Source organism: Estrella lausannensis (assembly GCF_900000175.1).
Lineage (GTDB): Bacteria > Chlamydiota > Chlamydiia > Chlamydiales > Criblamydiaceae > Estrella > Estrella lausannensis.
Genome location: NZ_CWGJ01000012.1, coordinates 135,026 through 156,723, shown reverse-complemented (window position 1 = coordinate 156,723; position 21,698 = coordinate 135,026). Strand labels below are relative to the sequence as shown.

The window sequence follows — 21,698 nt, the reverse complement described above, 5'->3', positions numbered from 1 at the left end:
CTCGCTTCAGTTAACTGTTTATTGCAATTGTTTATTCATGATACACTTTACGTCATGAATAAATATTTACTTGATGATTATGCATTAACGGGTGGTCAAGTCGTCCGTTCGCTGCTCATATCAGAGTATGGTCTCCGCCATCTTGAGAGAGCTAACCTTGAGCCGAAATACGCCTTCGGCCATCGCTTTATAGCGGCGATTGAACTCATCCCGGTGGTTGGTCTGATTGTCTCTTTAGTCGAAGCCATTTTCCAGGCGATCTATCGCGCCTGGCAGCCCTCCGACCCGTGCATTTTCACAGGGTCTCAGAGCCGGTGCAATGGAAAGTATCAGCTCCTGAAAGCTAAGAGGTATGTTCGGCGGTTAAATGCCAAGAGCGCGCCCGGCATTTACTTCAATCCATCGAAGCTGAATGGCTCAGTCGAAGGAGGGACTTGCAGCGCCATGGCACTGAAGTTAATCAAAATTTACCTGCGAGCAAAAACAAAAGCCGCTTCAGCAAATGAGGGAGTGGCACGAGAGCGCCTGCTCTCGAAGCTGTCAAAAAAGAGCCACCTCTTTGAGAGAAGTTCCGTTGAATATCGAGCGATTCAAGCGGCCCTCAATACAATCGAGATAAAAGAAGTGCCGCCGGATCCCTCCGGAAGCAAAGTCGAGTCGTTGGTAAAATGGAGAGGGTTGGAGGTGGCCTGGAGCTCTAATTGCTACCGGTTGAAAAAACAACCCTCTTCTAGAAAGGGGTGTCCATATGGCCACTTAGCCCACGATCTCAGCGGATTCGACGAGGGGGTCTATTGGGTTCGGATACTGAAGCCAGCGGTCAATGAAAAATTGGAATCTCGGGGGCATAGCCTAGTCTACATCAAAGAGAGAGGACTTCATCTTTTCTATGATCCCAACGACGGCTTGAGTTGCCTTCAACCAGAGAAAGCCGGATTGATTGTCGAGCGGCAGCTCAGATATTGCGCCGAGCTTTTCAGAACGACCGATGTCCGCTTCTATCGATTGGCAAGCTCCCTGTAAGGCGACGATCAGTACTCATCCCGCGCCTCAAAGAGGGGAGAAGTCTTGCTTCTGCAAACGAAGGAGACGTAGGCGCGTCTTCAAGTAAGCTGATAGTGAAGATTTTTCTGAAGCGATACGCACCTTTTCAGGACTGCATATCGATCGGAATCATCAGGCAAAGGGCGTTGATCACAAGTAGTGAGACGATAAACATCCGTTTTCCAAATAAGCCCTCGCGGGTGTCAAAAAAGCCGGCCAGGCAGAGGGCAAGCCAGGCGAGCCCCATGACCAAAGTGACGCCAAAAAATAGCCACCCGGTATAGCCGAATAAAGTCAGCGCCAGCGCCGTAGGAATGAAGAGAAGGATGAAAAGCAGCATATGGATTTTGGTGCGCTCTACGCCTTTGACAACAGGCAGAACTGGAATTTCCGCTTTCTTATAATCTTTCAATCGATAGAGTGCAATCGCATGGAAATGGGGCATTTGCCAAAAGATAAGCGCCAAAAATAGGATCGATGCGCCTATGTCTATTTGCCCACTGGCAGAGACGTAGCCCGCAACAGGCGGTACAGCGCCCGCTATGCTGCCTATCGCCGTGGCATAGACTGTGCGCGGTTTCCATATGCTGTAGAGAAGCACATAGACCAAAAAACCCGTGATCGATACAGCGAAGGTGAGAAAGTTTGTTTTGTAGACGAGCACCAGCGAGCCGGCAAGTCCCAGGGCTGCCCCAAAAGAGAGCGCAGCCTTGCCGGAGATCAGTCCGGCGGCAAGGGCCCTTCCTTTGGTTCTCTCCATTTTGCTGTCTAAGCTGCGGTCGATATAATTGTTAAAGACGCAGGCGGATGCGATGATCAGGGCCAGGCCAAGCATCGTGAAAAGAAAAAGCTCAAGATCAAAATGACCTCTAGATCCCAGGTAAAAGCCCGCGGCGACGGTGATCAGGTTGCCGAGGATAATTCCGGGTTTTGTCAGAAGGGTGTAGTTAATCATGCCCCATCTCTTTGCCCATCGCCGGCATCATTCTGTCGTTCAAGTCGAACATGATCCATAGAGAGCCGATGGCTACGATCAGTAAAATGATGAGCATGAGATAGAATGTCAGGCTTTCCCACTTAGGTTTCGGCTCTTCGCCAAGGTGCAGGAAAAATCGAAGTTGAAACACGGCCTGGATAAGGGCTAAACCGGTGATGACAACCATCAGGGCTTTTCCTTCCAAAAGCTTCAGCAATACCATCGAAAAGGAGAGAATTGTCAAAATGATCGATGACATAAATCCGATTGCATAGGCGCGGTAGCTGCCATGCCACTCTTTTTGGATCTCTTTCAGGGTCGGTTCAGAGCTCATATCAGATCACCCCCATCAGGTAGACAAACGTGAAAATAAAGATCCAGATCAGATCAAGGAAATGCCAGAACATGCCAAAGAGGACAAGGCGCCTGAATGTGGTCGTCGTCACTCCCTTCACATAAAGCTGGCCGATCATGACCGATAGCCACAGAAGGCCGAATGAAACGTGCAATCCGTGAGTCCCGACAAGTGTGAAAAATGCCGAAAGAAAAGCGCTTTCGGTAAAACTGTGGCCTTCATGGATAAGATGCGAGAATTCCTGAAACTCCATCACGATAAAGGAGGCGCCAAAGAGGAAGGTGACGGCAAGCCACTTGATCACTTCCTTTTTACTTCCCCTTAAGGAGGCTAAAGTCGCAAAACCACATGTCACGCTACTGAGAAGCAGGATCATGGTTTCAATGAAAGCTGTCTGCAGGCTGAAGAGATCTCTTGAGGACGGGCCGCCAAAGGTGCTTTCGTGTAAGACTGCATACGTCGCAAAAAGAGAGCCAAACAGCAGGCAATCCGTCATGAGGTAGATCCAAAATCCGAGGACAGTTCTCGAGTAGGCGTCCTGGTGGGGATCCGGAACGCTGGTGTCGGCATGGGGATCGTGATGGTAGTGGACGGTCATGGAGTCGCTCATGCTTCGGCTTTCCTCTTTATTCTTTCTTCTTCCAAACGTTTGATCTCCGCCGCAGGGATCAGCTGATGCTCATCTTCTGACGAGAGCCGTGTGATGATAAGGGTTAAAATTCCAAGAAACGCAATACCGGCCAGCCAGAAGATATCCCAAGTCATGGCAAAACCTAAAACGAGCGCTAAAGAGCCGATATAGACACCGACCCCGGTGTTTTTGGGGAGGTGGATATCTTCATATTCCAAAACCTGCTTAGGAGCGTGCCCCCTCTTTATCGCCCAGAAGGGGTCGACATCAGAGACGGTGGGAATGATTGCAAAGTTATAGAATGGAGGGGGCGAGGGAATAGACCACTCAAGAGTTCTCGCATTCCAGGGATCGCCTCCGGTCGGGTCTCTAAGTTCCTTTCTTTTGTAGATGCTCCAGAAAAGCCCAACGAACTGAATAGTGGCTCCGATAAGGATTATCAGAGCACCGATGAACGCTAAGATGAAAAGAGGTTGCCATCCTGTCGAAGGGTCGTAGCGGTCAAGGCGCCGGGTTGCGCCCATGAATCCCAGCATATAAAGAGGCATGAACGCTAGTAAGAACCCTCCGAACCAGCACCAGAAGGCCCAGCGGTTCAGTCTCTCATCGAGAAAGAAGCCGGTGAATTTGGGAAACCAGTAGGTAAAGCCGGAAAAGAGTCCGAAGACCACCCCTCCGATCACCATGCCGTGGAAGTGTGCAATCAGGAACAAGCTATTGTGCACCTGATAGTCTACAGGAGGAGAAGAAAGGAGGATGCCTGTCATACCGCCTATACTGAAGTTGAGGACAAATGCGAAGAACCAAAGCATCGGCGAGGTAAAGTGAACCCGCCCTCTGAATTTAGTAAAGAGCCAGTTAAATATCTTCACTCCCGTCGGTATGGCAATGAGCATGGTCATGATACCAAAGAACGCATTGACGCTCGCGCTCGCTCCCATTGTGAAGAAGTGATGCAGCCACACGATGAATGACAATATGGTAATGAGAGCGAGCGCCCACACCATCGAGACATATCCGAACAAACGCTTTTCAGAAAAAGTGGGGACGACTTCGGAAAAGATGCCGAATACCGGCAGGATGAGGATGTACACTTCGGGGTGGCCCCATGCCCAGATGAGGTTGATGTACATCATGGGATTGCCCCCGGCCCCCGCCGTAAAAAAGTGCATGCCGAGGTAACGGTCCAGTGTCAGCATGGCAAGGGTCGCCGTGAGTATGGGAAAGGCGAATATGACCAACATCATGGAGCAAAGGCAGCTCCAGACGAAAATGGGCATTTTCATCAGGGTCATGCCTGGGCAGCGCATCTTAAGAATCGTCACAATAAAATTGATGCCGGTGAATGTGCTGCCAATACCCGATATCTGCACCATCCAAATCCAGTAATCCACCCCTTCTCCGGGGCTATATTCCAATCCCGACAGGGGAGGATAGGCAAGCCATCCCGATGTTGAGAAGCTGCCGATTGCCAGTGAAACCAGCGTCAGCATAGCGCCGGCTGTAAATAGCCAAAAGCTGACCGAGTTAAGAAAAGGGAAAGCGACATCCCGGGCGCCGATTTGCAGGGGAACGATCAAATTCATGATGCCGAAAACAAAGCCCATCGCCACGAAAAAAATCATCGTTGTTCCGTGAGCGGAGAATACTTCCTGAAAGTGGCCTGCGGTTAAAAAGCCTGTCGCATCACCGACTGCTGTTACCTGCTGAATGCGCATCATCATGGCATCGCCAAATCCTTTGAAGAACATGATCAGGGCGACGGCAATATACATCACCCCTATCCGTTTGTGGTCAACGCTTGTGAGCCACTCGTTCCATAGCCATTTCCATCTCTTAAGATAGGTGATGAGTGCGATCAGACCGATTCCGCCGAGCACCATGGAGATGACTGCGGCATTTTGTGTCTCGTCGTGTTTAAAGGCTTCAAGGGTTAAATTACCCAGCATACGTCACTTCCTGCTCGGGGGTTTCATGAACTTCATCATGATTTCATGGAAAAGATTTTCATCGTCCAGACGGTAGACTGTTTCAGGATAACCAATGCTTGGCTTGGCAAGCTTTTGGTATTCCTCCATATTCAAAGCGTTTCCGGAGCTTTTCGCTTTTTCGATCCATTGACCGTAAGCCTCATCGGAAGAGGCTCGTGAGACAAAATTCATGGCGGAAAAGCCCTCTCCGCTGATGTTGGCCGAAGATCCTCTAAAGTCACCCTCTTCGTTTGCGATCAGGTGCAGCTTTGTCATCATGCTGGGCATGGCATAGATTTGGCCGCCCAGTTGCGGGATCCAGAATGAGTTCATGGGGGCATCGGCCGTGATTTCGAATCGAACCGGTGTGTCTTTTGGAAACTGCACGAAATTTACGCTGGCAATTTTCTCTTCTGGGTAGATGAACAGCCATTTCCACTGCAGAGCCACCACTTGGATTCTGATCTCTTTTTTATCAGACGCAATGGGTTTGTAGGGGTCTAGCTCGTAGGTCTTGATAAACGTGAGGACGGCTATGATGGCAGTCATTATAAGCGGAAGCGTCCACCACACGATTTCGGCACCTTTGTGATCCACAAGATCGGGATCATAAATTTCTTTACTGCTTTTTGCACGGTAGCGCCAGGAGAAGACGAAGGTGAGGATGTAGACTGGGATGATGATGAGTAGCATCAGGGCCTGGATGATGAGCAATAAGTTACGCTCTTCTAACGCGATAAGCCCCTTGGGGAATAGTACTGTTATAAAGTCTTTAAAATGAAGTATTTGCAATGGCTGCATGAGCAGGGTGATAAAAAGAATGATCCCTGAAAAGAGCAGCATGTAAAAGACGGGTTTTTTGGGCTTTGCCATCGCTTTTCGCCTTTTTCTTTAAGCGCTTGGTGGAGAACGAAAAACTCTACCATAAAACACAAGCGTCAAAAGTCAAGTTTAATTTTTATAATCCCAGGTTTTGATGCTCGAACTGGCCTCCTTGACAGATTAAAGCAAAAGGGATACGACAGGCTTCATCGACAGCAGCTCGGATTTGGCCTGCTTCTCGCCAAAATTCCAGGCCGCTGTTTGCCTAGGGTACTGGACGCATCTCAAAATTTGGCTTTTGAAAGAGACATCGCTCCAAATTTTTAAGATACGGTCGCTATATAACGATCCAAAGGAGGTTTTACGATGCTTAGCTGGGTTGTCATTTTTTTGATTATTGCCATTGTCGCGGGGCTCCTTGGTTTCCGCGGTGTGGAGGGGATGGCGGCCCAAATAGCCAAGATTCTCTTTTTTATCTTCCTGATTTTACTTCTGCTTTCTCTTCTGGGTCTCGTGTCGGGTAGGGTTGCCATATGATGCACGAGTTTTGGGTTGTCGCAAGTTTTCTCTTAACCGCCTTTGTGGCCTTGCTGCACTGCTATATTCTTGTACTGGAGATGTTTCTTTGGGAGACGCCCTTCGGGAGGGCTGTGTTCCGGATGAGTAAAGAGAATGCAGCTGTGACGGCTGTCTTAGCCAAGAATCAGGGGCTCTACAACGGATTTTTAGCGGCCGGACTGTTTTGGTCCCTCCTAAGCTCTGATCCGCTCTTCCAGGTTTATCTAAAGGTGTTTTTTTTAAGTTGCGTTTTGATAGCAGGCTTCTTTGGAGCGATAACAGCAAAAAAGGAGATTCTCTATTATCAGGCGGTGCCAGCCGCTGTAGCCCTTGCAGTTCTATATTTAAGCCTCTTATAGGTATGGGCAGTCTCTTTACTTTACAAAGGACTTCACCGCTTAGAAAGCTATTGGCCACAAGAGGAGGCGTCATTACTCCATCGAACAGTGACAGCGCAGCAATCAGGAGAATGGGCGCTCTCATGAGTTTGAGAGCGCCTTCATGAGTGTTATTTCAGGTTGGACGATACATCGGAAGCGATGCTATTGCCGCTGACTTTCAGAGATTTGATCTCCTTAGCGTCGAGATCGAATTTCTTTAGATCAACCATTTTAACAGACTGATCCCTGTAGCTTTTGTAGTAGTACTTGAGAGTCTGGGGATCTCTTGCCGCTGTCATTAGCGTCTGATCGGTGTAGACAACGTTATTTTCCTTAGTCCTCGCCACCCCAATCGGGATATCGAATTGATTGAGGATATGAAAGACCTGAAGAATTCCTTCTTCGGCATTTTTTGAGGGAATAGCTGTTGTCGAGTAGATGGCAGCGCGTACAAAGCGTGAGGGGGGAGTAAAATCCCCGGGCATCCCTACCATGCCCGATCCTTCACCGAAGGGCTTGAGCGTTACTCCGTTGAGCGTGATCGGCTGCACATTGAAGGGAGTTAAATTGATGTAGTTTCTTAGATTGCTCATATGCCAGTCAAATTCGGGCGAGTTGGTTAACGTACCTAATTTATTGTCGTAGGTGAGTAGGTTGCCGCCAACGGGCTCGATGACTAAGCTGTTGCCGGATTTGTCGTAGACAATGTAGTGGAATGGAGGTGGCTGGCTACCCCATGCCGGAATTACTGTCGGTGCTATCACGACGCTAGGAAGTGCGGCCTTCACTTCCTCAATGCTTTCAAACTGGGTCAGGATCCAGTTGGAAAATTCGGCAGGCGAGAGTGAGCGCTCCTGGTTTTCCTTATCGGTTTCGGTATACTCGGCGTAGCCGGGAAAATAGAATGTGCCGACAGCGAGTCCCTTTTCATTGATCCCATCCATCAGGGCCGGATTGCCAAAAGCGATTGCTCCAACGGCGCCATATTTTGATTTGTAAGACATGCCCTCGCCTTTGGGAGTAGTTCCTTTAAACGGATATCCTCGAGGGACAACAGCAACCGAGATGTCGACATCAATCCCGAACTCCAGGGTGCGTCCGTGTACTAAAGAGCCGTCTTGGGTGGTTAGCTTAATTCCTGTGCATGCTTCCCCTGGCGAGGCAAAAGTAAAACTTGCCGCTAAGGCGGCCATCCATAGGCTAGAAATTTTCATTCCAAACTCCTGGGTAAGGTTAAAATTGTGATAAGGGATTTTCTGTGCTTTTTCAATATAAAAAAGCGTTGCTGTCGAGTGGATCACGTCTCTTCTATCAGGTGAGTGGTAATCTTTTGCCTGAGAGGTTCTTTTCCGAAACCCAATTAATGAGACATTTTCGGTAAACATACCAAAGTTTAAAAAGCCTCCTGCAAATCGTAGACACTCTCCCTTGCATATGCTATGGATACATTGCGACAAGTGATATATTCAAAGGAGACTGTATGCAACTTGACCTTGAGAACAAGATAGCTTTGGTGACTGGTTCGACCAAGGGGATCGGTTTTGCTATCGCCGAGCAGCTTGCCAAAGAAGGGGCTAAAGTCATTGTCAATGGACGTAAAGAGGAGGCTGTTGCAGCAGCTGCCCTGCGGATCAAGAAAGAGACTCCCCATGCCCAGATTGAGGGCTTTGCGGGGGATCTTGCTGATGAAGAGGGAGCGGAGAGACTTTTTAAGCGATATCCTGAAGTCGATATTTTAATTAATAATTTGGGCATTTACGAACCCAAACCCTTCGAAGAGATCACCGACGATGACTGGAGGCGCTACTTTGAAATCAATGTGCTCAGCGGTGCCCGTTTAAGCCGCGGATATCTTGGTGGCATGATCAGGAAAGGATGGGGGCGCATCGTGTTCATCAGCAGTGAAAGCGGTGTGCAGATCCCGGTAGAGATGATCCACTATGGCATGACGAAGACAGCGCAGCTGGCTCTCTCTCGCGGTTTGGCAGAGCGCTGCATGGGAACAGGAGTTACCGTAAATGCCATCTTACCGGGACCGACACGGTCGGAGGGTGTGGAAGACTTTGTTGTGCAGCTCTCCGGCGGCAAGTCGTTTGAGGCGGTGGAGAAAGAGTTTATCAATAAGGTGCGTCCCAGTTCCTTGATCCAGCGCTTTGCAAAAGTCGAAGAGGTGGCGGCGTTAGTGGTTTTCGCCTGCAGCCCCCTGGCTTCTGCGATCACGGGAGCTTCCCTTCGTGTGGATGGTGGGGTTGTGCGCTCTTGCTTTTAGGAATTTAACTGTCTCTAAGAGCGCAGCCTGAACAGTTTAGCAAAGAAGTTGATAATTCCTCCAAAGAATGCCTTGATGCGGTCTCCGAAGGATACAGCCTTGTTGCCCCTATTGGGTTTGGGCCGGAGCGCTTTTTTTGCTTGCGATGGCTTCTGGAATTGCAAAGGCTTAGCATGGGATACCGTTTTGGGAGAGGTGGCTTTGTCTTGACGGCCCACGTTTTGAAAGAGGGTGGGCTTAGCTTTTACCTTGGAAGGCACGTGATCTGTCATAGCTGACGCTTTGAAGGTGATTTTTGTGGCAAGCAGCGCATGGTCGCTGACCAATTGGGGCTGTGGTACATCGAGGTGAGAGAGGCGGGAGTCTCCGCGGATCCAGATCCAGTCGATATGGCGGTTATTGGCGATTTCAGTGGCACTTAAGTCTCCATCAAACTGATAGCTAGCCTTTTTCAAGGCGTCGAATTTCGAGTTCGGGTTATTCAATTGCTTCTCGTCGGCATTAAAATCGCCTGTGATAATACGGGCTGCAATCGCCCCTTCTTTAGAGGGATCGGTGTCAACTCGCTCTAAGAGTTTCTCGATTTGCTCTTTTCCCTGATTCTGCTTGTTGCCGCCTAAGAGATGACAATTGGCTACCCGGATCACTCGACCTGATAGCTGGTCTTTCAAATCAACGTATCCAGAATTCAGCCCATGCAAACTCAGAGTCTGCGAATTAACTTCCTTAAATGTTTTTTTATAAAGAATGGCTACGCCATCGGATCTTTCTGCGTGCTTGATGTATTTGATGACATACTGGCCGTTTAGATCCGTTTTGATGTCATTGAGAGACTTTGGGCTGATTTCCTGCAAACAGATCACATCTAATTTGGATTCATTGAGCAGTTTGACGATCCCTTGCTTCCTTGTCGGCCAGTTGCTTTGCCCGGTCTTAGTGAGTCCCTCCTTCTGGTTGTGATTGAGTGCAAATTGGGGGTCTAGCATGTTAAAGGTTCCAACGCTGATAGACATAAAAAACCTCTTTGGTTCTTTTATTTAATGATACAACCAACTGTGATTTTTCGGTGATTTTATATTAACTATGAGATTTGTTTTTAGATTGATTTAATCTAAAGTGGTTTCTTTGGTTTTATAGGGTGCACGAGGCGTCTATTGCACAAGTGTTCTAAAATAAATAGGTTGGATTTAGGAGAGCTTGGGGGAGTGAATAAGTGTAAAAAGCTTGAAGATGAGGTGACCGGCCCCTTTTCAGGCGAGTGATATGGCTCATTTGAGACTTGCTCGGTGTCTTACCGAGTGCGGATAGCTGCCCCATGGGAGCATACCGCACGTACTAGACCTCCAAGTTGCCTCAGTGGTGGTCATTATGAAACATCGATTCGGCCCGCCGAAGGCAGGCTGTCGGTCCAGGCTCTTAGAGCCTGTCCACAAACCAATCATATGCTTTCAGTTTGTGGACAGTCGCTAGCTGCTAAGCATCTTGAAGAGGGGTGAGCGCAGTTTAAAGTTGCAGGCAGTGGCTTAACTCACTTGGGGGAGGAGTCAAAAGATGTTATAGCCTAGGGCACCAGGTTGATTGGCATAAAGGGCGTAAGCCTTCACTTTCTGCTGGTCACTCGAATCATTCGGAGGCGGACCGTCTTTTCCATCCCTGATCGCCATCAGCATTTTTCCTAGCATATTCTTCCCCGATCCATCGCTGTTATCAGACCAGTAATCGTCTCGTTTCGCTTCGTTGTGCTCCAGCAGGTAAGCTCCTTTAGTGTCTTTTAAAAGGTTGAAGAGGGACGGGTTCTGTTGAAATTTCGCCTGCAGCACATGCCACATCACTTGATCTCGCACTCCATTCTTCCACTGCGAAGCAAATACATTGGGATATTTGTTTGTCAGCTGCTTGTTGATCTGAAACGCCTTCTCACCGTCACAGGAAAAAAATTGTCTCATTAAAGGGTCGTTAAGCAGGTCTTGACGATTGTTGTTGACAGCAGCAAGGTAATATTTTCGCCACTGAAACGCCGCCTCGGTGCATTTGAAGGTTTCTCCAAACACTTTGACACCATTGGGGCATAGTGCAAAGTTCCCTAAAAATTCTGTGGGACCGGTTTTATAAAAACAAACAAGCCTAGCTCCGATTTCATGGATGTATTTTCCTGCTATGGCTTTAGCAGGAGAAATCTGCGAACCCGCCCCAAGCTGAGGCATCAGGGGCAGAAGATTTGCAGAGATGTGCAGCGCTTTTTGTTCACCCCACCCGTCATTCTTTTGGGTTTTTTTATTGATTAACTCCTCAAGAGTCGCGCGTGGCTGGGCTGTCTCGACAGCCTGATCAAACAGTGAGCACAAAGTGTGTGTTTGGATGTAGTCCAATTTACCGCCCATCGTGCTATCCATAGTGCTGACAAACTGTGCCTTCAAGGCTAGCTGGGATTGTGTGGCGGGCATTAGGGGAAGCAGATGGTAACGAATATGCCCTGCTTTTTCTTCGCCCCAGCCGCCTGCTTGGTTGATCTGGCTGGCGATCAGATCATTAAGAGCGTCTTGCGGCTCTGCGGTGCTTATAGCCTTTTCAAAGAATAAAGATAGCGTATGCTTTTGACCGGGGCTTAAATGAGCTCCCATCTCAGCTTCGCACTTTTTTACAAATAGGCTCTTTAATGATTCGTGAGAGGCTGTCCATGCGCTGACTGCAAAATTGCCCTGCGTAGCAGACGGTAAAACCCTGTTTTTGAGATCGGCTATCTTTTTTGTTTGTGGATTGCTTTCTTGAGTTAGCTGCTCTATTTTTTTCGACCTGAAATAGTACGAGGCAGCAAAGAAGGCGAACACGCCCCCCACAAGAAATAGAAGGGAACCAATCGCTGTGGCTACGATGATTTTGCCAATATCACTTTTCTCTAATTTATATTCATTTGAGTGAAATTCAACGGAAAAGGGATGGTTTGTAAAAAAATTGACCCCCATGACCTACCTTTATTAAACCTGCATTAAACTGTTGATTGCAAAAACTGTAGAATTTTGCAAAATTTCGCCTTTCGCTAGTGCTCCAGCCAGCTATCTGAGCGGTGGTTGGTTTTTTGGTTTTTCTTTGTGACATTACACAGGGCGCGACAGTGACTTGAAAAGGCTACTGAGCGCCAGAGTGCATTCCCAAAGAAAAAGAGGAGCGAAATCTCCCCTCTGTTTTAGGTCCGCTGGAGCAATAGAGTGTTACTTGCAAGTTGATGCAAGAAAGTGCGATTAAAAAACAATCGGATTTAAACAAGTAATTCCTATCGTGAATTCTTGTTTTTTATAATTATATTTACAATGAGGATTGTAGTAAATAGTTTACTTTCTGTTTTTTTTGGATAAGATACTTAGGTTTAGCTGGTTAATAAATAAAACTGAGTTTTGTGTCCCCTAGGCACGAGTCTTGGCACACTTTATTATCGGTTGAAATGACACTGCCGTTGAGAGTTCTTGGACGGCCCATGAGTTACTTTTCTGATGATTCGACAGACCTCTCAACGCTCTTTTGCAGAGAGGGCATATTTAATGAGATTGCCAACAGGAAAGTAAAGTTGAGGTGTATTAAGTTATTTAGTTTATTTCTAGTGGTTGTTTTAAGTCTTTATTTATTATTTATTTAGTTTGTGATACCATTTTGATTTGTAGTTTTTAATTGGATTTTGGTGTTTATTTCTTATGCAGCCGGATGTTGATGATCTTCCACCCACAACCGCACGTATCCTAGCCGATAAAGCCCTCATGAGGACCTGTGGTCAAGAGTGTGTGGATTGGGCTCTCGGTATGCTGGATCAAGGCCACGACGGAGAGGCTTTCTGCGTACTTGCCTGTATGTCTCCACCCTACAATCATTTCGAAATGGCTGAATTACGCGATAAAGCCCTTTCCTCGCTGAATTTGGGGGATATACAGCTTTCCGAGGCGCTTTGGGGTTACGCTAAAGAAACGATGAAAGCGACTATCAAAGGGGAGAAAGATGTTGGTTCCGCGCTCAACCTTCTCCGAATTCTCTATTTTGAAGGCGGCTTTTTGCAGGAGTTACAAGACTCGTATCTTCTCTATTATGCTTACATGGATTTGCAGGAATCTGAATATCAGTATTATTGGGACGGCGCAACGCGCGATAATATCAATCAGATTGTGCTTCAGCATTTCACATCCTGCCTCACCGAAGACTCTCCTATGATCCAAAGAACGCAAAGCATACCTGGCAAGTGGATTAGCTATCTTTGGGGTATTTGCAAGCGGCTGAAAATTAGTTAATACCCCCTAGGTTTAATTCTTTTTTCAGCATATCCCTAGTTTCAAAAATCCGTTTCTTTTAGCTGACTAGCTCTTTGATATCATCCCTAATATAAGTTACCTAGATTCATTTGTACTCAAGGTGACATAACAAAAGACTTGTTGGTATTCCGCGAATGTTTTTTTTTAGGTAGTGGAGATTGTGAAAATTCATGACGCCTTGCAAAGAGGGGAAAGTTACCCCGAAGGGCCTGTATACCGAAGGCTTATCAAAATTTGGCAGGGGGGCCTTCTCAAAGCCCTCTAGATTTTGAGACATTTTCGATAAATCGTTTGACGGTTTGATAGGCTTCCCAAAACGCCATTTTAAGGAGAAAAGGATGGGTAAATTGTTGCTCTTGTTTTTTTGTTTTGCCGGATTGCTATTTGAATCAAAGGCCGCTGCAGCGGACGTGCCCTTAAATGCCGAATACCGCGTTGATACAATGTGGGCAACGGCCTATCAAGTCACTGTCAAATTGACAAACCCGACAAACCAGCAGGTGCAAAGCTGGCAGGCAGGTTTTTTCCTGCCACAGCAGAACGTTCTCAGTGCCCACACTTCGGGAGGAGTATTTACGACCAGCGGGCAAGAGGTTTCAGTTACAAATGCCTCTTCGAATGGCACAATCGCAGCTTTTGGCAGCGTTACATTCAATGCCATCATTAATATGCCTCAATCTGGGAAAACATCGATCGAAAATTTAGTCGCCACAGGGTACAGCACAGCGTCACCTCCTCAAGGCGAAGGGCTTGCGGCTCCTGCTTTATACCCCATTTCCAGCAGCTCGGCGACCGACTACACAGTCACTTGGAGTGCTGTGACAGGATCCTCCACCTATTTCCTCGAAATGGATAGCACCATCAATTTTACAAACCCGATCGTTACCCCTGTCAGCAGTGCAAATACAGTGAATTTTACCGATCAGCCCCCGGGTACTTACTTCTATCGTGTAGCCGCGGCGAACAGCTCCGGAAGAAGCCCATACAGTAACATCGAGAGCATCACGATAGCGGCGACAGGCTCACCCGTGGCCTTAAGTGCTGTATATAAAGTGGATACCGTATGGGCAACGGCATTCCAGGCAACCGTGACACTGACCAACCGCACAACGGTTCCCGTCAAAGGGTGGACGGCGACATTTTCGTTGCCATCCGGCTTTTCGCTGAGCAGTCATGTCAACTCAGGAATTTTCTCCGCAAGCGGACAAAATATCACTGTAAAAAACCTCGCTTCCAATGAAACGATTCAACCCAATGCCGGTGTTTCATTCGGTATGATCATCACGATGCCCAAGGGCGCAAAACCACGAATTGACAATTTACAAGCCTCAGGAAATGGAAATTCGACAGTGCCGCTTCCGGTTCCATCGGCCCCAATAATCACGCTAATCGCGTCGTCGCAAAGTAGCTATAGCGTATCATGGGAAAGTGTAGTCAATGCTTCCTCCTACACTTTGGAAGAAGATACCGTAGGAGATTTTCTCCATCCCAGGGTGGTTGCCCAAGGGAACATCTTATCGGAGCTGTTCACCAACATCGCCTCGGGGACTTATTATTATCGTGCCCTCGCCTCCAACGCCACGGGAAACAGTCCCTATAGCAATGTCGTCAGCATCACAGTGACCAACGACAACCCGATACCTCCCAGGGATGCCATCGAATATTCCGTGTGGTACATCGACTGGACCAGCTGGTTTAACGGCCCTCCTTTTGTGATTCCGCAAGATGTCAACATGATTAACATTTTTGTGGGAGAGTTAAGGTATGGACAGGACGGTAAACCTACGATGGGTGGTTTCGGCACTTTTACCGAATCGCAAATAAAATCCTTCACGCAATATCTGGCAGCACAAAACCCGTCGATCCAGGCAAAAGTGTCGATTGGCGGTGCTGGAGGCATGTATGACAGGACGTGGGATATATTGACTCCGGCCAATATTAAGGCCTTTGCCCAGGGGATGGTTGATTTCTGCCATAATCTCGGGCTGGCAGGCGTGGACTTTGATTATGAGGCTTTTGTGTCTGCGGAGCAAGAAGCGCTGGTGGGAGCTTTGATCAAAGAGTTTAAACTGCTTGATCCGAGCTTGCAAACCAGCCTGTGCAGTAACGCCGGATTCGGTCCGAACTACCCCTGGCAACAGGCGGTAAAGAACGTATTGGATGCGGCGATGATCTCTCCCGGCAACTGCGCAGTGGACAGATTCTACATCATGTCCTACTACAACTCCATGAGTGAGGAGATCGGGTGGATCACAGGAAGCGATGGCAATGGCGGTTGGGCGAACTGGCTGATCACGAACTACGGGTTCAACCGGGCACGCATTTCGGTGGGCATCGATGATTTTGATGCGCATGCCTATGACCCCGATGCGTTTAGATCTTGGGCAATAAGCCAAGGTTTCAGCGTCGCGCACTGGGCCTTTGATCCTGCACGCCCTAAGTCAAGGATTCAGTGTCCTTGCACGCCCTAACTAGTCAGGGTAGAGGCAGCGGCCACATTGCTGCTGCCTCACCCTTTCAATCCCGAGGCTTTCTCAAAGCTAAAATCTCAATTTTTGAGATACTTTCGGTATATCTTTGTAAACTCTATTGCCTTGGTATCAGGCGCACCAAGAACACGTAAGGCGAAGCCGTGGTATCAAAGCGAGTGTTCGTATTAGGCAGAGTACTCATGATTCCGCCTGCGATGTAGCCGATGACGGTGGGTGATTTAATTTTATCGAGACGAATTACTCCGTTTCTGAACAGGTCCACATCCGCCGGAAAAAACTGCGCCTCCGCGCCGAAGAGAAGTTGGTTTCCCGGATTGGTTCCGGTGGAGACAATATAGGGGTATTCGTTGTTCATCAGGTATTGGCTGCAACGTTTTTTCTTGTCTATCTTGATGGTTGTCACCTGGTTGATAAAGGGGAATTCGTTGTCAGTCTGAAACACGCCGCCTGAAAAAAAGCCATAACTGATTCCACCGGGGAGTAGCATGTACATATCTTTCGAGTGGGCCGAATAAAGCCCGATGACGGGGCAGTTGTAGTTGTTCATGGCTTGTTTGAAAGTACCGGCAGACAGTGGATCGGGCTCACTGCTTTTTCCGTCGGGCGAAATAAAGATCGGCACTGTCCAGACACCATCCGTTAGCGTGAAGACTCCGGAGAGAGCTATATAGCCGGGCTTGTTGTTGATTATTACCGGAACAACATTTAAATCCCTGCGGCGATAGTCGGGGTTGGTTGTGCTTAGCTCTTTGGGGATGATCGACAGCTTATTGTTTTTATCCACCAGATTAAAAGCGCGGATTTGCTGTGTATATACACCGTTGCTGGAATCATGGTAGAGGCCGGCAAAATTTTGGCCCAGTGCCAGAAGGAACGGATTGTGGTCACTATCCTGATAAAGAGCTCCCCCGGTCACCTGAAGATAGGGGTGAAATGCCTGCCGGATGCAGGATCTAAGGGAAGGTTTGCCGGACTTAACCCATTTGACCAGTTTTTTTAAGTCGATTTCCGTCAGTGCTGTTTTTGTCTCCATCTCTCCGGAGGTGGTGTTGATGCCGTAACCGCCCACGATATAGAGTTTATCGCCCTTTTGGAAAAACTGACTTTTGGTTACAGAGAGGATGTCTATCTGTTCTTGTGTCAAGCGGGCAGTCGGATCTTCAAGAGAGCGGGATAAGACCCCGCCCGTTGAGGGATCGATAACATAGATTATCTTATTCTGAAAATTGGGAGGGAAGTTATTGCCGACATCGTCAAATGCGTGCAATCCATTGGTTCTGCCCGCCACAAAGATCCACTGATCCTTGTAGACAGCGCTTGCGAACGCCTGAATGCCCGTCGGGAGCGAAAACGAAGCCAGTTCAATTTCCACGCTGAAAGGCAGAGAAGTCTCGTTTCCAACCGGGCTGAGGTCAGTCGTTTGGTTATCAGCATGGAGAGAAAAGATGGTGAGGGAAAAAAAGAGATGGCAGAAAAAACGCTTCATAATTACTCCGGATTAGGGCGTGTACGCAAAATCAGCGATGAAAATGTGAGAAGCTTTATCTTTGCCGCGCTTCGATGTCCACAAGAGTTTTGTCCCCTCCCTATTGAAGGTGGGTAACCCATCGAAACCTTCATGACAGGTGACGCGGCATTGAGCTCCGGTTTCAATATTCAGAAGATAGATTTCATAATTGCGATGGCCGTGAATGGAAGTGGTGTAGGCAATCGCTTTTCCAGATGGATGCCAAAACGGGGCCCAGTTGACAGCGCCATTATCCGTGAGCTGAACAAGATTGCCGCCGTCTTTGTCCATCATGTAAACCTGCAGCATGTGCGCTTCTTCTCGATCAGCACGGAAGACGATTTTATTGCCGTCGGGCGAAAAAAAAGGGCCGCCATTATAGCAATCTGCGGTATGGGTCAACTGACGTTTCTCTTTGCCATCGCTTCGCATCGTGTAGATGTTCATGCTGCCGTCTTCATCGCTGGCGTAAACAATCAGCTCTCCATCCGGCGAATAGGCGCATTCAGCATGATATGCAGGACCGGTTGTTAATGCGACCGGATCGGAGCCGTCTATGTTTACTTCATAAATATTCATGTAAGGGGTCAAGTCCCACTTGTATGTGCCGGGAGTCGGTTTTTCCGCTTGGAGGGGGCTCCCGGCATAGATCAGCTTCGTTCCATCCGGTTTAAAAAAGGAGCAGGTGCAGGCGCCCATATTTTGGCTGACGCGCTTGATTTCGCGGCTTTTAAGATTCATCGTATAGATCTGGTAGTTTTCTTCACCTGCAGGGACAGCCTGGAATGAGATCATTTCACCGTCGGGAGCGAAATAGGCTTCACCCGCCCTTTCAAACCCCATCTCATGGAATGTGATCTGTTCGATGTTACTGAGCATCGGCTCGTTTGCGGCAAGGGGGGCAAACAAAAGTTTGAAAATTAGTGCGAACATAACTACATTAATTTTTTTAAAAAAAGGGAAAAGCGGAGCATACTTAATGAAAAAACTCTTTGCAACAAGTTTGATCGCACTGGGGCTGGCAACCTCATCGCTCTCATCATTAACTGTCGAAGTCAACGGATCCTATGACTATTTCAGGGGGATTCCCGAAGGTAGTTGGAACGGAAATCAGGGCGCTGTCGCCGGTGTGAATGCCGGGATGGATTTGTTTGGCTATGCCTGTGGGCAACTTGGAGGCAGCTTTGGCCTCTACAATTGGGATGGCAGAGGCAATCTGGCATTTAAAAACCCAAAGGCCCTTGAGCAGCAAGCGTTTCTTACCGCAGGAATCTCCTCCTCCTATTGTCAGTGGAATTTCGGCGTGGCTTATGACCATCAATTCGTTAAGCATTTCAGCGTGTACGATGTCTCTCTAAGCTTCGGTCAGATACGCTTTCAGGGTGGATATCAGTTTTGCCAAGATGAAGTGGGGCTTTGGGGAACAGCTCACATGGACAAAGCTAGAAAACATATTGAAGGGGTTTCCGTATCGTATCGTGCCATCAGCCAACTCAGCGGCTATTGGACACACTACTTTTCAAATTATGCAGAGTCCACTTTATGGCTCGGCGCTCCCTATCAGGACAGCTTACGCTTTTCAAATCGGACGGCGGGGCAGTTTGTCGCCGGGTTTGCCTTGAGAGCTCCGCTGGCAGACCGCCTTTATTTCGATGGACATGGCTCCTACATGCGTGCACGCACATCATCGGGGGATAGCCAAAGCCGAAATTATGCTGCGAATGTCTGTGTGGGAATCACCTATGTGTTCGGCGACTGCTGCAATAGGGCGAGCTATATGCCCCTTGCCAATAACTCCAATTTTTTAGTTGACACAAGCGCTAATCAGTGATAGCTCTCTTATTGTAGTAGCAAAAGTTTGCTACGTCTAAGTAAAGAGGGTTTTAAATGCAGGTTTCTGAATCCGATTTGGCGTGTGTCAGAAAGTGGGCTGGATCGACAACCGATGCGATATTGGATCCGTCAAGCCGCATTTTCCGGGTTTCTGAAGCCGAGGGATTGATCGGGTATCGGCAGGAAAATGGGTGCGCGATTGTCTATGGCGACCCGGCCTGCCCCCCGGATCAGACAGAAAGCCTGATCAAAGCGTTTCATGACCACTGTGCAAAAGAAAATCTAAGGGTCATCTATCTCGTCATCGGTGAAACATTTGCGCGCTGGCTGTTTAATCACGGATACTGCAAAACCATGATTGAATATGGCGAAGAGCTGATCATTGACCCGCATGACGACCCCCGAAAAAAGGAGGGGGTGCGCGCATGTCTTGTCCGGCGCAAAGTGCGCCATGCCCTTCACGAAGATGTCAGCGTTAAAGAGTATACAACCTTCGATCCACGGATAGAAGAGGGGATTAACGAGGCGGGAGAGCGCTGGCTTAAGGCCAGAAAAGGGCCGCAGATTCATTTTTCGCATGTGCGTTCTTTTGAACATCGGGAGGGAAAAAGGTGGTTTTATGCCGAAAAAAATGGAAGGATTGTCGGTGTTGTGATCTTAAGCCGCCTGGAACGTCACCAGGGATGGCTGATGAATCATCTGATGTTTGTTCCCGACGCGCCTCATGGGGTCCCTGAATTGCTTGTCGTGACGGCTCTGGAAGCCTTATCTAAAGAGGGCTGCCGCTATGTGACTTTTGGTACCGTTCCGGCCACTCAGCTCGGTGAGATCCAGGGGCTTGGAGGGTTATCCAGGTATTTCTCCAGGAGAGTTTATAGCTTGGCCAATACTATCTATCATCTAAACGGAAAAAAGAAGTTTTGGGAAAAATTTGATCCTGCAAGTACGAAAGCGTTTCTCTCGTTTAAGGACTCGCATATTGGTTTAAAAGAAGTTGTTGCTTTGAAGAAGGGGTTAAATGCAACTTTGATAAGTTCTTCTTGAGCCTTGACTGGCTTAAACTCCCCCTTGAGGGCGGAGAATATTCCTTTCGTTATCAGATATTTCACTTCAGGCTGTTTTTTCTTAGGCATCGAAAGCAGCGCTCTCAAATTTTCAATCACTTTCGGCAACCCATATGCGATCTCGGTTGAAATTAGCAGCTCCCCAGTCCGTTTCTACAAAATTGTATTAGTACAGTTGGTACACTGAATTTGCTTATAATTATTGAAAATATTGCTTTAACATATTAATCCAATACTCCGGAAATGTATGCTGAAGGCGACCCGAATTTTAGGGTTGGGCCACGAGACCATCTCTCGCGACCGAGAGATCCAGGACTTTATTCGCCTTACTATTAGGCATTTTATAAAGGTTTAATCTTGGGGGTTTTGTTCAAGGCACTTTCGGTATATAAGAGACAGTCCACAAATTGAAATCGTATGCTTTGCCGCTCCATAGGGTTATACGCTTCGAAATCAATTCAGCTAAAAATCATACGATTTCATTTTGTGGACAGCCTCTTGGCGATATTTCCGCTAAGAAATCTTGTGAGGGCGATTATATGCAGAAAATTGTACCGCATCTTTGGTTTGACAAGGAGGCTGTAGAAGCTGCCAAGTTTTATACGGCGGTATTTCCTGAATGTGAAATTAACTACCAAACCGTGATTAAAAACACCCCTTCGGGGGACTGTGAAATCGTGTCTTTTAAGATTAAAGGATATGAGTTCATGTCCCTCTCAGCCGGTCCGCTCTTTAAATTCAACCCTTCCATCTCCTTCATGGTAAACATCGACCCATCCAAAAGCAAAAGCGCCAAAAAGAACCTCGATACTCTCTGGGAAAGTTTATCTGAGGGAGGGAAGACTCTGATGCCTCTTGGTAAATATCCCTTCAGTGATAGGTATGGATGGGTTGAAGATCAATTTGGAGTTTCTTGGCAGCTCATTTTAACCGACGCAAAAGGAGAGGGGCGTCCTTTTATTGTTCCAACTTTTTTGTTTGTAGGGGAGGTGTGCGGCAGGGCGGAAGAAGCCATGGCATTCTACAGGTCTGTGTTCAGCCGATCGAAGCAGGGGGTGGTTGTTCACTATTCCGAGGGTTCTGAACCTGATGTGGAGGGCTCTGTCAAATATTGCGACTTCATGCTGGAGAATCAATGGTTTGCAGCCATGGACTCGGCTCAAGAACATAAGTTTGGATTCAACGAAGCCATTTCATTCATAGTTCACTGCAGAAACCAGCAAGAGATTGACTACCATTGGGCAAAGCTTTCATTTGATCCTCAAGCGGAGCGGTGCGGATGGCTGAAAGATAAGTTTGGAGTCTCGTGGCAGATCGTCCCCGCTAACATGAGAGAGCTCATGGAGAAAAATCCCAGAAAGACCACACCGGCTATGCTTAAAATGAAAAGAATCATTATCAAGGATCTCGAGATGGCGGGAAGAGGGTAGGGCCTTTCAACGAAGGGATGTAGAAATCTCCTCTTTACCCCATATAGACACTCTTCAGCTCGCTGGCTGATTACA

19 protein-coding genes are annotated in these 21,698 nt (G+C 47.9%); 9 read left to right on the top strand and 10 right to left on the bottom strand.

Going from position 1 to position 21,698, the window contains the following annotated elements:
• Window positions 1-54 precede the first annotated feature (54 nt).
• Window positions 55-1,023, top strand: coding sequence for a hypothetical protein (locus ELAC_RS05720; protein ID WP_098038324.1), 969 nt, complete (start codon window positions 55-57; stop codon window positions 1,021-1,023).
• A 127-nt stretch (window positions 1,024-1,150) separates the two neighbouring features.
• Here the strand turns inward: ELAC_RS05720 and cyoE are convergent, their stop codons facing one another.
• From cyoE to cyoA, 5 genes are read right to left on the bottom strand one after another with little or no spacing between them, the layout of a single operon-like run.
• Entirely contained in the window at window positions 1,151-1,999 is an 849-nt protein-coding gene (gene cyoE / locus ELAC_RS05715) for a heme o synthase (protein WP_098038323.1), read from the bottom strand.
• The gene (gene cyoD / locus ELAC_RS05710) at window positions 1,992-2,354 is read right to left on the bottom strand and encodes a cytochrome o ubiquinol oxidase subunit IV (protein ID WP_098038322.1); all 363 of its coding nucleotides are present in this window, start codon (window positions 2,352-2,354) and stop codon (window positions 1,992-1,994) included. The genes cyoE and cyoD overlap by 8 nt, the downstream gene beginning before the upstream one ends.
• A gap of 1 nt (window position 2,355) precedes the next feature.
• Complete coding sequence (gene cyoC / locus ELAC_RS05705; RefSeq protein WP_098038321.1) at window positions 2,356-2,985, bottom strand: cytochrome o ubiquinol oxidase subunit III; 630 nt, start codon at window positions 2,983-2,985, stop codon at window positions 2,356-2,358.
• Window positions 2,982-4,955 carry a cytochrome o ubiquinol oxidase subunit I gene (gene cyoB, locus ELAC_RS05700; RefSeq protein ID WP_098038320.1) on the bottom strand — a complete coding sequence of 658 codons (1,974 nt, stop codon included), beginning with the start codon at window positions 4,953-4,955 and terminating at the stop codon, window positions 2,982-2,984. Before cyoB ends, cyoC begins: the two co-directional genes overlap by 4 nt.
• A gap of 3 nt (window positions 4,956-4,958) precedes the next feature.
• Complete coding sequence (gene cyoA / locus ELAC_RS05695; RefSeq protein WP_098038319.1) at window positions 4,959-5,849, bottom strand: ubiquinol oxidase subunit II; 891 nt, start codon at window positions 5,847-5,849, stop codon at window positions 4,959-4,961.
• A gap of 315 nt (window positions 5,850-6,164) precedes the next feature.
• Here cyoA and ELAC_RS05690 point away from each other — a divergent pair, with 315 nt between their 5' ends.
• Both ELAC_RS05690 and ELAC_RS05685 read left to right on the top strand, forming a co-directional pair.
• Entirely contained in the window at window positions 6,165-6,335 is a 171-nt protein-coding gene (locus tag ELAC_RS05690; protein ID WP_098038318.1) for a DUF1328 domain-containing protein, read from the top strand.
• Window positions 6,332-6,715, top strand: coding sequence for a DUF1304 domain-containing protein (locus tag ELAC_RS05685; protein WP_239414397.1), 384 nt, complete (start codon window positions 6,332-6,334; stop codon window positions 6,713-6,715). The genes ELAC_RS05690 and ELAC_RS05685 overlap by 4 nt, the downstream gene beginning before the upstream one ends.
• Window positions 6,716-6,864: 149 nt before the next feature.
• On the opposite strand, the gene ELAC_RS05680 is transcribed toward ELAC_RS05685, so the two are convergent.
• Window positions 6,865-7,950, bottom strand: coding sequence for a linear amide C-N hydrolase (locus ELAC_RS05680; protein WP_098038448.1), 1,086 nt, complete (start codon window positions 7,948-7,950; stop codon window positions 6,865-6,867).
• Between the two features lie 266 nt (window positions 7,951-8,216).
• On the opposite strand from ELAC_RS05680, the gene ELAC_RS05675 reads away from it, so the two are divergent.
• Window positions 8,217-9,005 (top strand): SDR family NAD(P)-dependent oxidoreductase, encoded by a 789-nt coding sequence (locus ELAC_RS05675; protein ID WP_098038317.1) that lies wholly within the window; start codon window positions 8,217-8,219, stop codon window positions 9,003-9,005.
• Window positions 9,006-9,019: 14 nt separating this feature from the next.
• Here the strand turns inward: ELAC_RS05675 and ELAC_RS05670 are convergent, their stop codons facing one another.
• Together ELAC_RS05670 and ELAC_RS05665 are read right to left on the bottom strand one after the other, a co-directional pair.
• On the bottom strand, window positions 9,020-10,018 hold the full coding sequence (locus tag ELAC_RS05670; RefSeq protein WP_098038316.1) for an endonuclease/exonuclease/phosphatase family protein: 999 nt from the start codon (window positions 10,016-10,018) through the stop codon (window positions 9,020-9,022).
• A gap of 531 nt (window positions 10,019-10,549) precedes the next feature.
• Window positions 10,550-11,968: an NADAR family protein gene (locus tag ELAC_RS05665; RefSeq protein WP_098038315.1), complete on the bottom strand. Its 1,419-nt coding sequence runs from the start codon at window positions 11,966-11,968 to the stop codon at window positions 10,550-10,552.
• Window positions 11,969-12,691: 723 nt separating this feature from the next.
• Between ELAC_RS05665 and ELAC_RS05660 the strand changes: the two genes are divergently transcribed.
• Both ELAC_RS05660 and ELAC_RS05655 read left to right on the top strand, forming a co-directional pair.
• Entirely contained in the window at window positions 12,692-13,276 is a 585-nt protein-coding gene (locus ELAC_RS05660; RefSeq protein WP_098038314.1) for a hypothetical protein, read from the top strand.
• A 359-nt stretch (window positions 13,277-13,635) separates the two neighbouring features.
• Complete coding sequence (locus ELAC_RS05655) at window positions 13,636-15,768, top strand: cellulose binding domain-containing protein (RefSeq protein WP_098038313.1); 2,133 nt, start codon at window positions 13,636-13,638, stop codon at window positions 15,766-15,768.
• Between the two features lie 115 nt (window positions 15,769-15,883).
• On the opposite strand, the gene ELAC_RS05650 is transcribed toward ELAC_RS05655, so the two are convergent.
• Together ELAC_RS05650 and ELAC_RS05645 are read right to left on the bottom strand one after the other, a co-directional pair.
• Window positions 15,884-17,275 carry a hypothetical protein gene (locus ELAC_RS05650; protein WP_239414395.1) on the bottom strand — a complete coding sequence of 464 codons (1,392 nt, stop codon included), beginning with the start codon at window positions 17,273-17,275 and terminating at the stop codon, window positions 15,884-15,886.
• A gap of 12 nt (window positions 17,276-17,287) precedes the next feature.
• Window positions 17,288-18,229: a TolB family protein gene (locus ELAC_RS05645; RefSeq protein ID WP_098038312.1), complete on the bottom strand. Its 942-nt coding sequence runs from the start codon at window positions 18,227-18,229 to the stop codon at window positions 17,288-17,290.
• Between the two features lie 46 nt (window positions 18,230-18,275).
• Here ELAC_RS05645 and ELAC_RS05640 point away from each other — a divergent pair, with 46 nt between their 5' ends.
• From ELAC_RS05640 to ELAC_RS05630, 3 genes are all read left to right on the top strand, one after another.
• The gene (locus ELAC_RS05640) at window positions 18,276-19,127 is read left to right on the top strand and encodes a DUF6666 family protein (RefSeq protein ID WP_098038311.1); all 852 of its coding nucleotides are present in this window, start codon (window positions 18,276-18,278) and stop codon (window positions 19,125-19,127) included.
• Between the two features lie 56 nt (window positions 19,128-19,183).
• Entirely contained in the window at window positions 19,184-20,173 is a 990-nt protein-coding gene (locus tag ELAC_RS05635) for a DUF2156 domain-containing protein (protein ID WP_098038310.1), read from the top strand.
• A gap of 559 nt (window positions 20,174-20,732) precedes the next feature.
• Window positions 20,733-21,623 (top strand): VOC family protein, encoded by an 891-nt coding sequence (locus tag ELAC_RS05630; RefSeq protein WP_098038309.1) that lies wholly within the window; start codon window positions 20,733-20,735, stop codon window positions 21,621-21,623.
• Window positions 21,624-21,698: the final 75 nt, after the last annotated feature.

What these genes read in the sequence shown, in the direction of transcription:
- ELAC_RS05720 (WP_098038324.1), top strand. Translation starts at nt 55, where the DNA reads ATGAATAAATATTTACTTGATGATTATGCATTAACGGGTGGTCAAGTC.
- cyoE (WP_098038323.1), bottom strand. Translation starts at nt 1,999, where the DNA reads ATGATTAACTACACCCTTCTGACAAAACCCGGAATTATCCTCGGCAAC.
- cyoD (WP_098038322.1), bottom strand. Translation starts at nt 2,354, where the DNA reads ATGAGCTCTGAACCGACCCTGAAAGAGATCCAAAAAGAGTGGCATGGC.
- cyoC (WP_098038321.1), bottom strand. Translation starts at nt 2,985, where the DNA reads ATGAGCGACTCCATGACCGTCCACTACCATCACGATCCCCATGCCGAC.
- cyoB (WP_098038320.1), bottom strand. Translation starts at nt 4,955, where the DNA reads ATGCTGGGTAATTTAACCCTTGAAGCCTTTAAACACGACGAGACACAA.
- cyoA (WP_098038319.1), bottom strand. Translation starts at nt 5,849, where the DNA reads ATGGCAAAGCCCAAAAAACCCGTCTTTTACATGCTGCTCTTTTCAGGG.
- ELAC_RS05690 (WP_098038318.1), top strand. Translation starts at nt 6,165, where the DNA reads ATGCTTAGCTGGGTTGTCATTTTTTTGATTATTGCCATTGTCGCGGGG.
- ELAC_RS05685 (WP_239414397.1), top strand. Translation starts at nt 6,332, where the DNA reads ATGATGCACGAGTTTTGGGTTGTCGCAAGTTTTCTCTTAACCGCCTTT.
- ELAC_RS05680 (WP_098038448.1), bottom strand. Translation starts at nt 7,950, where the DNA reads ATGAAAATTTCTAGCCTATGGATGGCCGCCTTAGCGGCAAGTTTTACT.
- ELAC_RS05675 (WP_098038317.1), top strand. Translation starts at nt 8,217, where the DNA reads ATGCAACTTGACCTTGAGAACAAGATAGCTTTGGTGACTGGTTCGACC.
- ELAC_RS05670 (WP_098038316.1), bottom strand. Translation starts at nt 10,018, where the DNA reads ATGTCTATCAGCGTTGGAACCTTTAACATGCTAGACCCCCAATTTGCA.
- ELAC_RS05665 (WP_098038315.1), bottom strand. Translation starts at nt 11,968, where the DNA reads ATGGGGGTCAATTTTTTTACAAACCATCCCTTTTCCGTTGAATTTCAC.
- ELAC_RS05660 (WP_098038314.1), top strand. Translation starts at nt 12,692, where the DNA reads ATGCAGCCGGATGTTGATGATCTTCCACCCACAACCGCACGTATCCTA.
- ELAC_RS05655 (WP_098038313.1), top strand. Translation starts at nt 13,636, where the DNA reads ATGGGTAAATTGTTGCTCTTGTTTTTTTGTTTTGCCGGATTGCTATTT.
- ELAC_RS05650 (WP_239414395.1), bottom strand. Translation starts at nt 17,275, where the DNA reads ATGAAGCGTTTTTTCTGCCATCTCTTTTTTTCCCTCACCATCTTTTCT.
- ELAC_RS05645 (WP_098038312.1), bottom strand. Translation starts at nt 18,229, where the DNA reads ATGTTCGCACTAATTTTCAAACTTTTGTTTGCCCCCCTTGCCGCAAAC.
- ELAC_RS05640 (WP_098038311.1), top strand. Translation starts at nt 18,276, where the DNA reads ATGAAAAAACTCTTTGCAACAAGTTTGATCGCACTGGGGCTGGCAACC.
- ELAC_RS05635 (WP_098038310.1), top strand. Translation starts at nt 19,184, where the DNA reads ATGCAGGTTTCTGAATCCGATTTGGCGTGTGTCAGAAAGTGGGCTGGA.
- ELAC_RS05630 (WP_098038309.1), top strand. Translation starts at nt 20,733, where the DNA reads ATGCAGAAAATTGTACCGCATCTTTGGTTTGACAAGGAGGCTGTAGAA.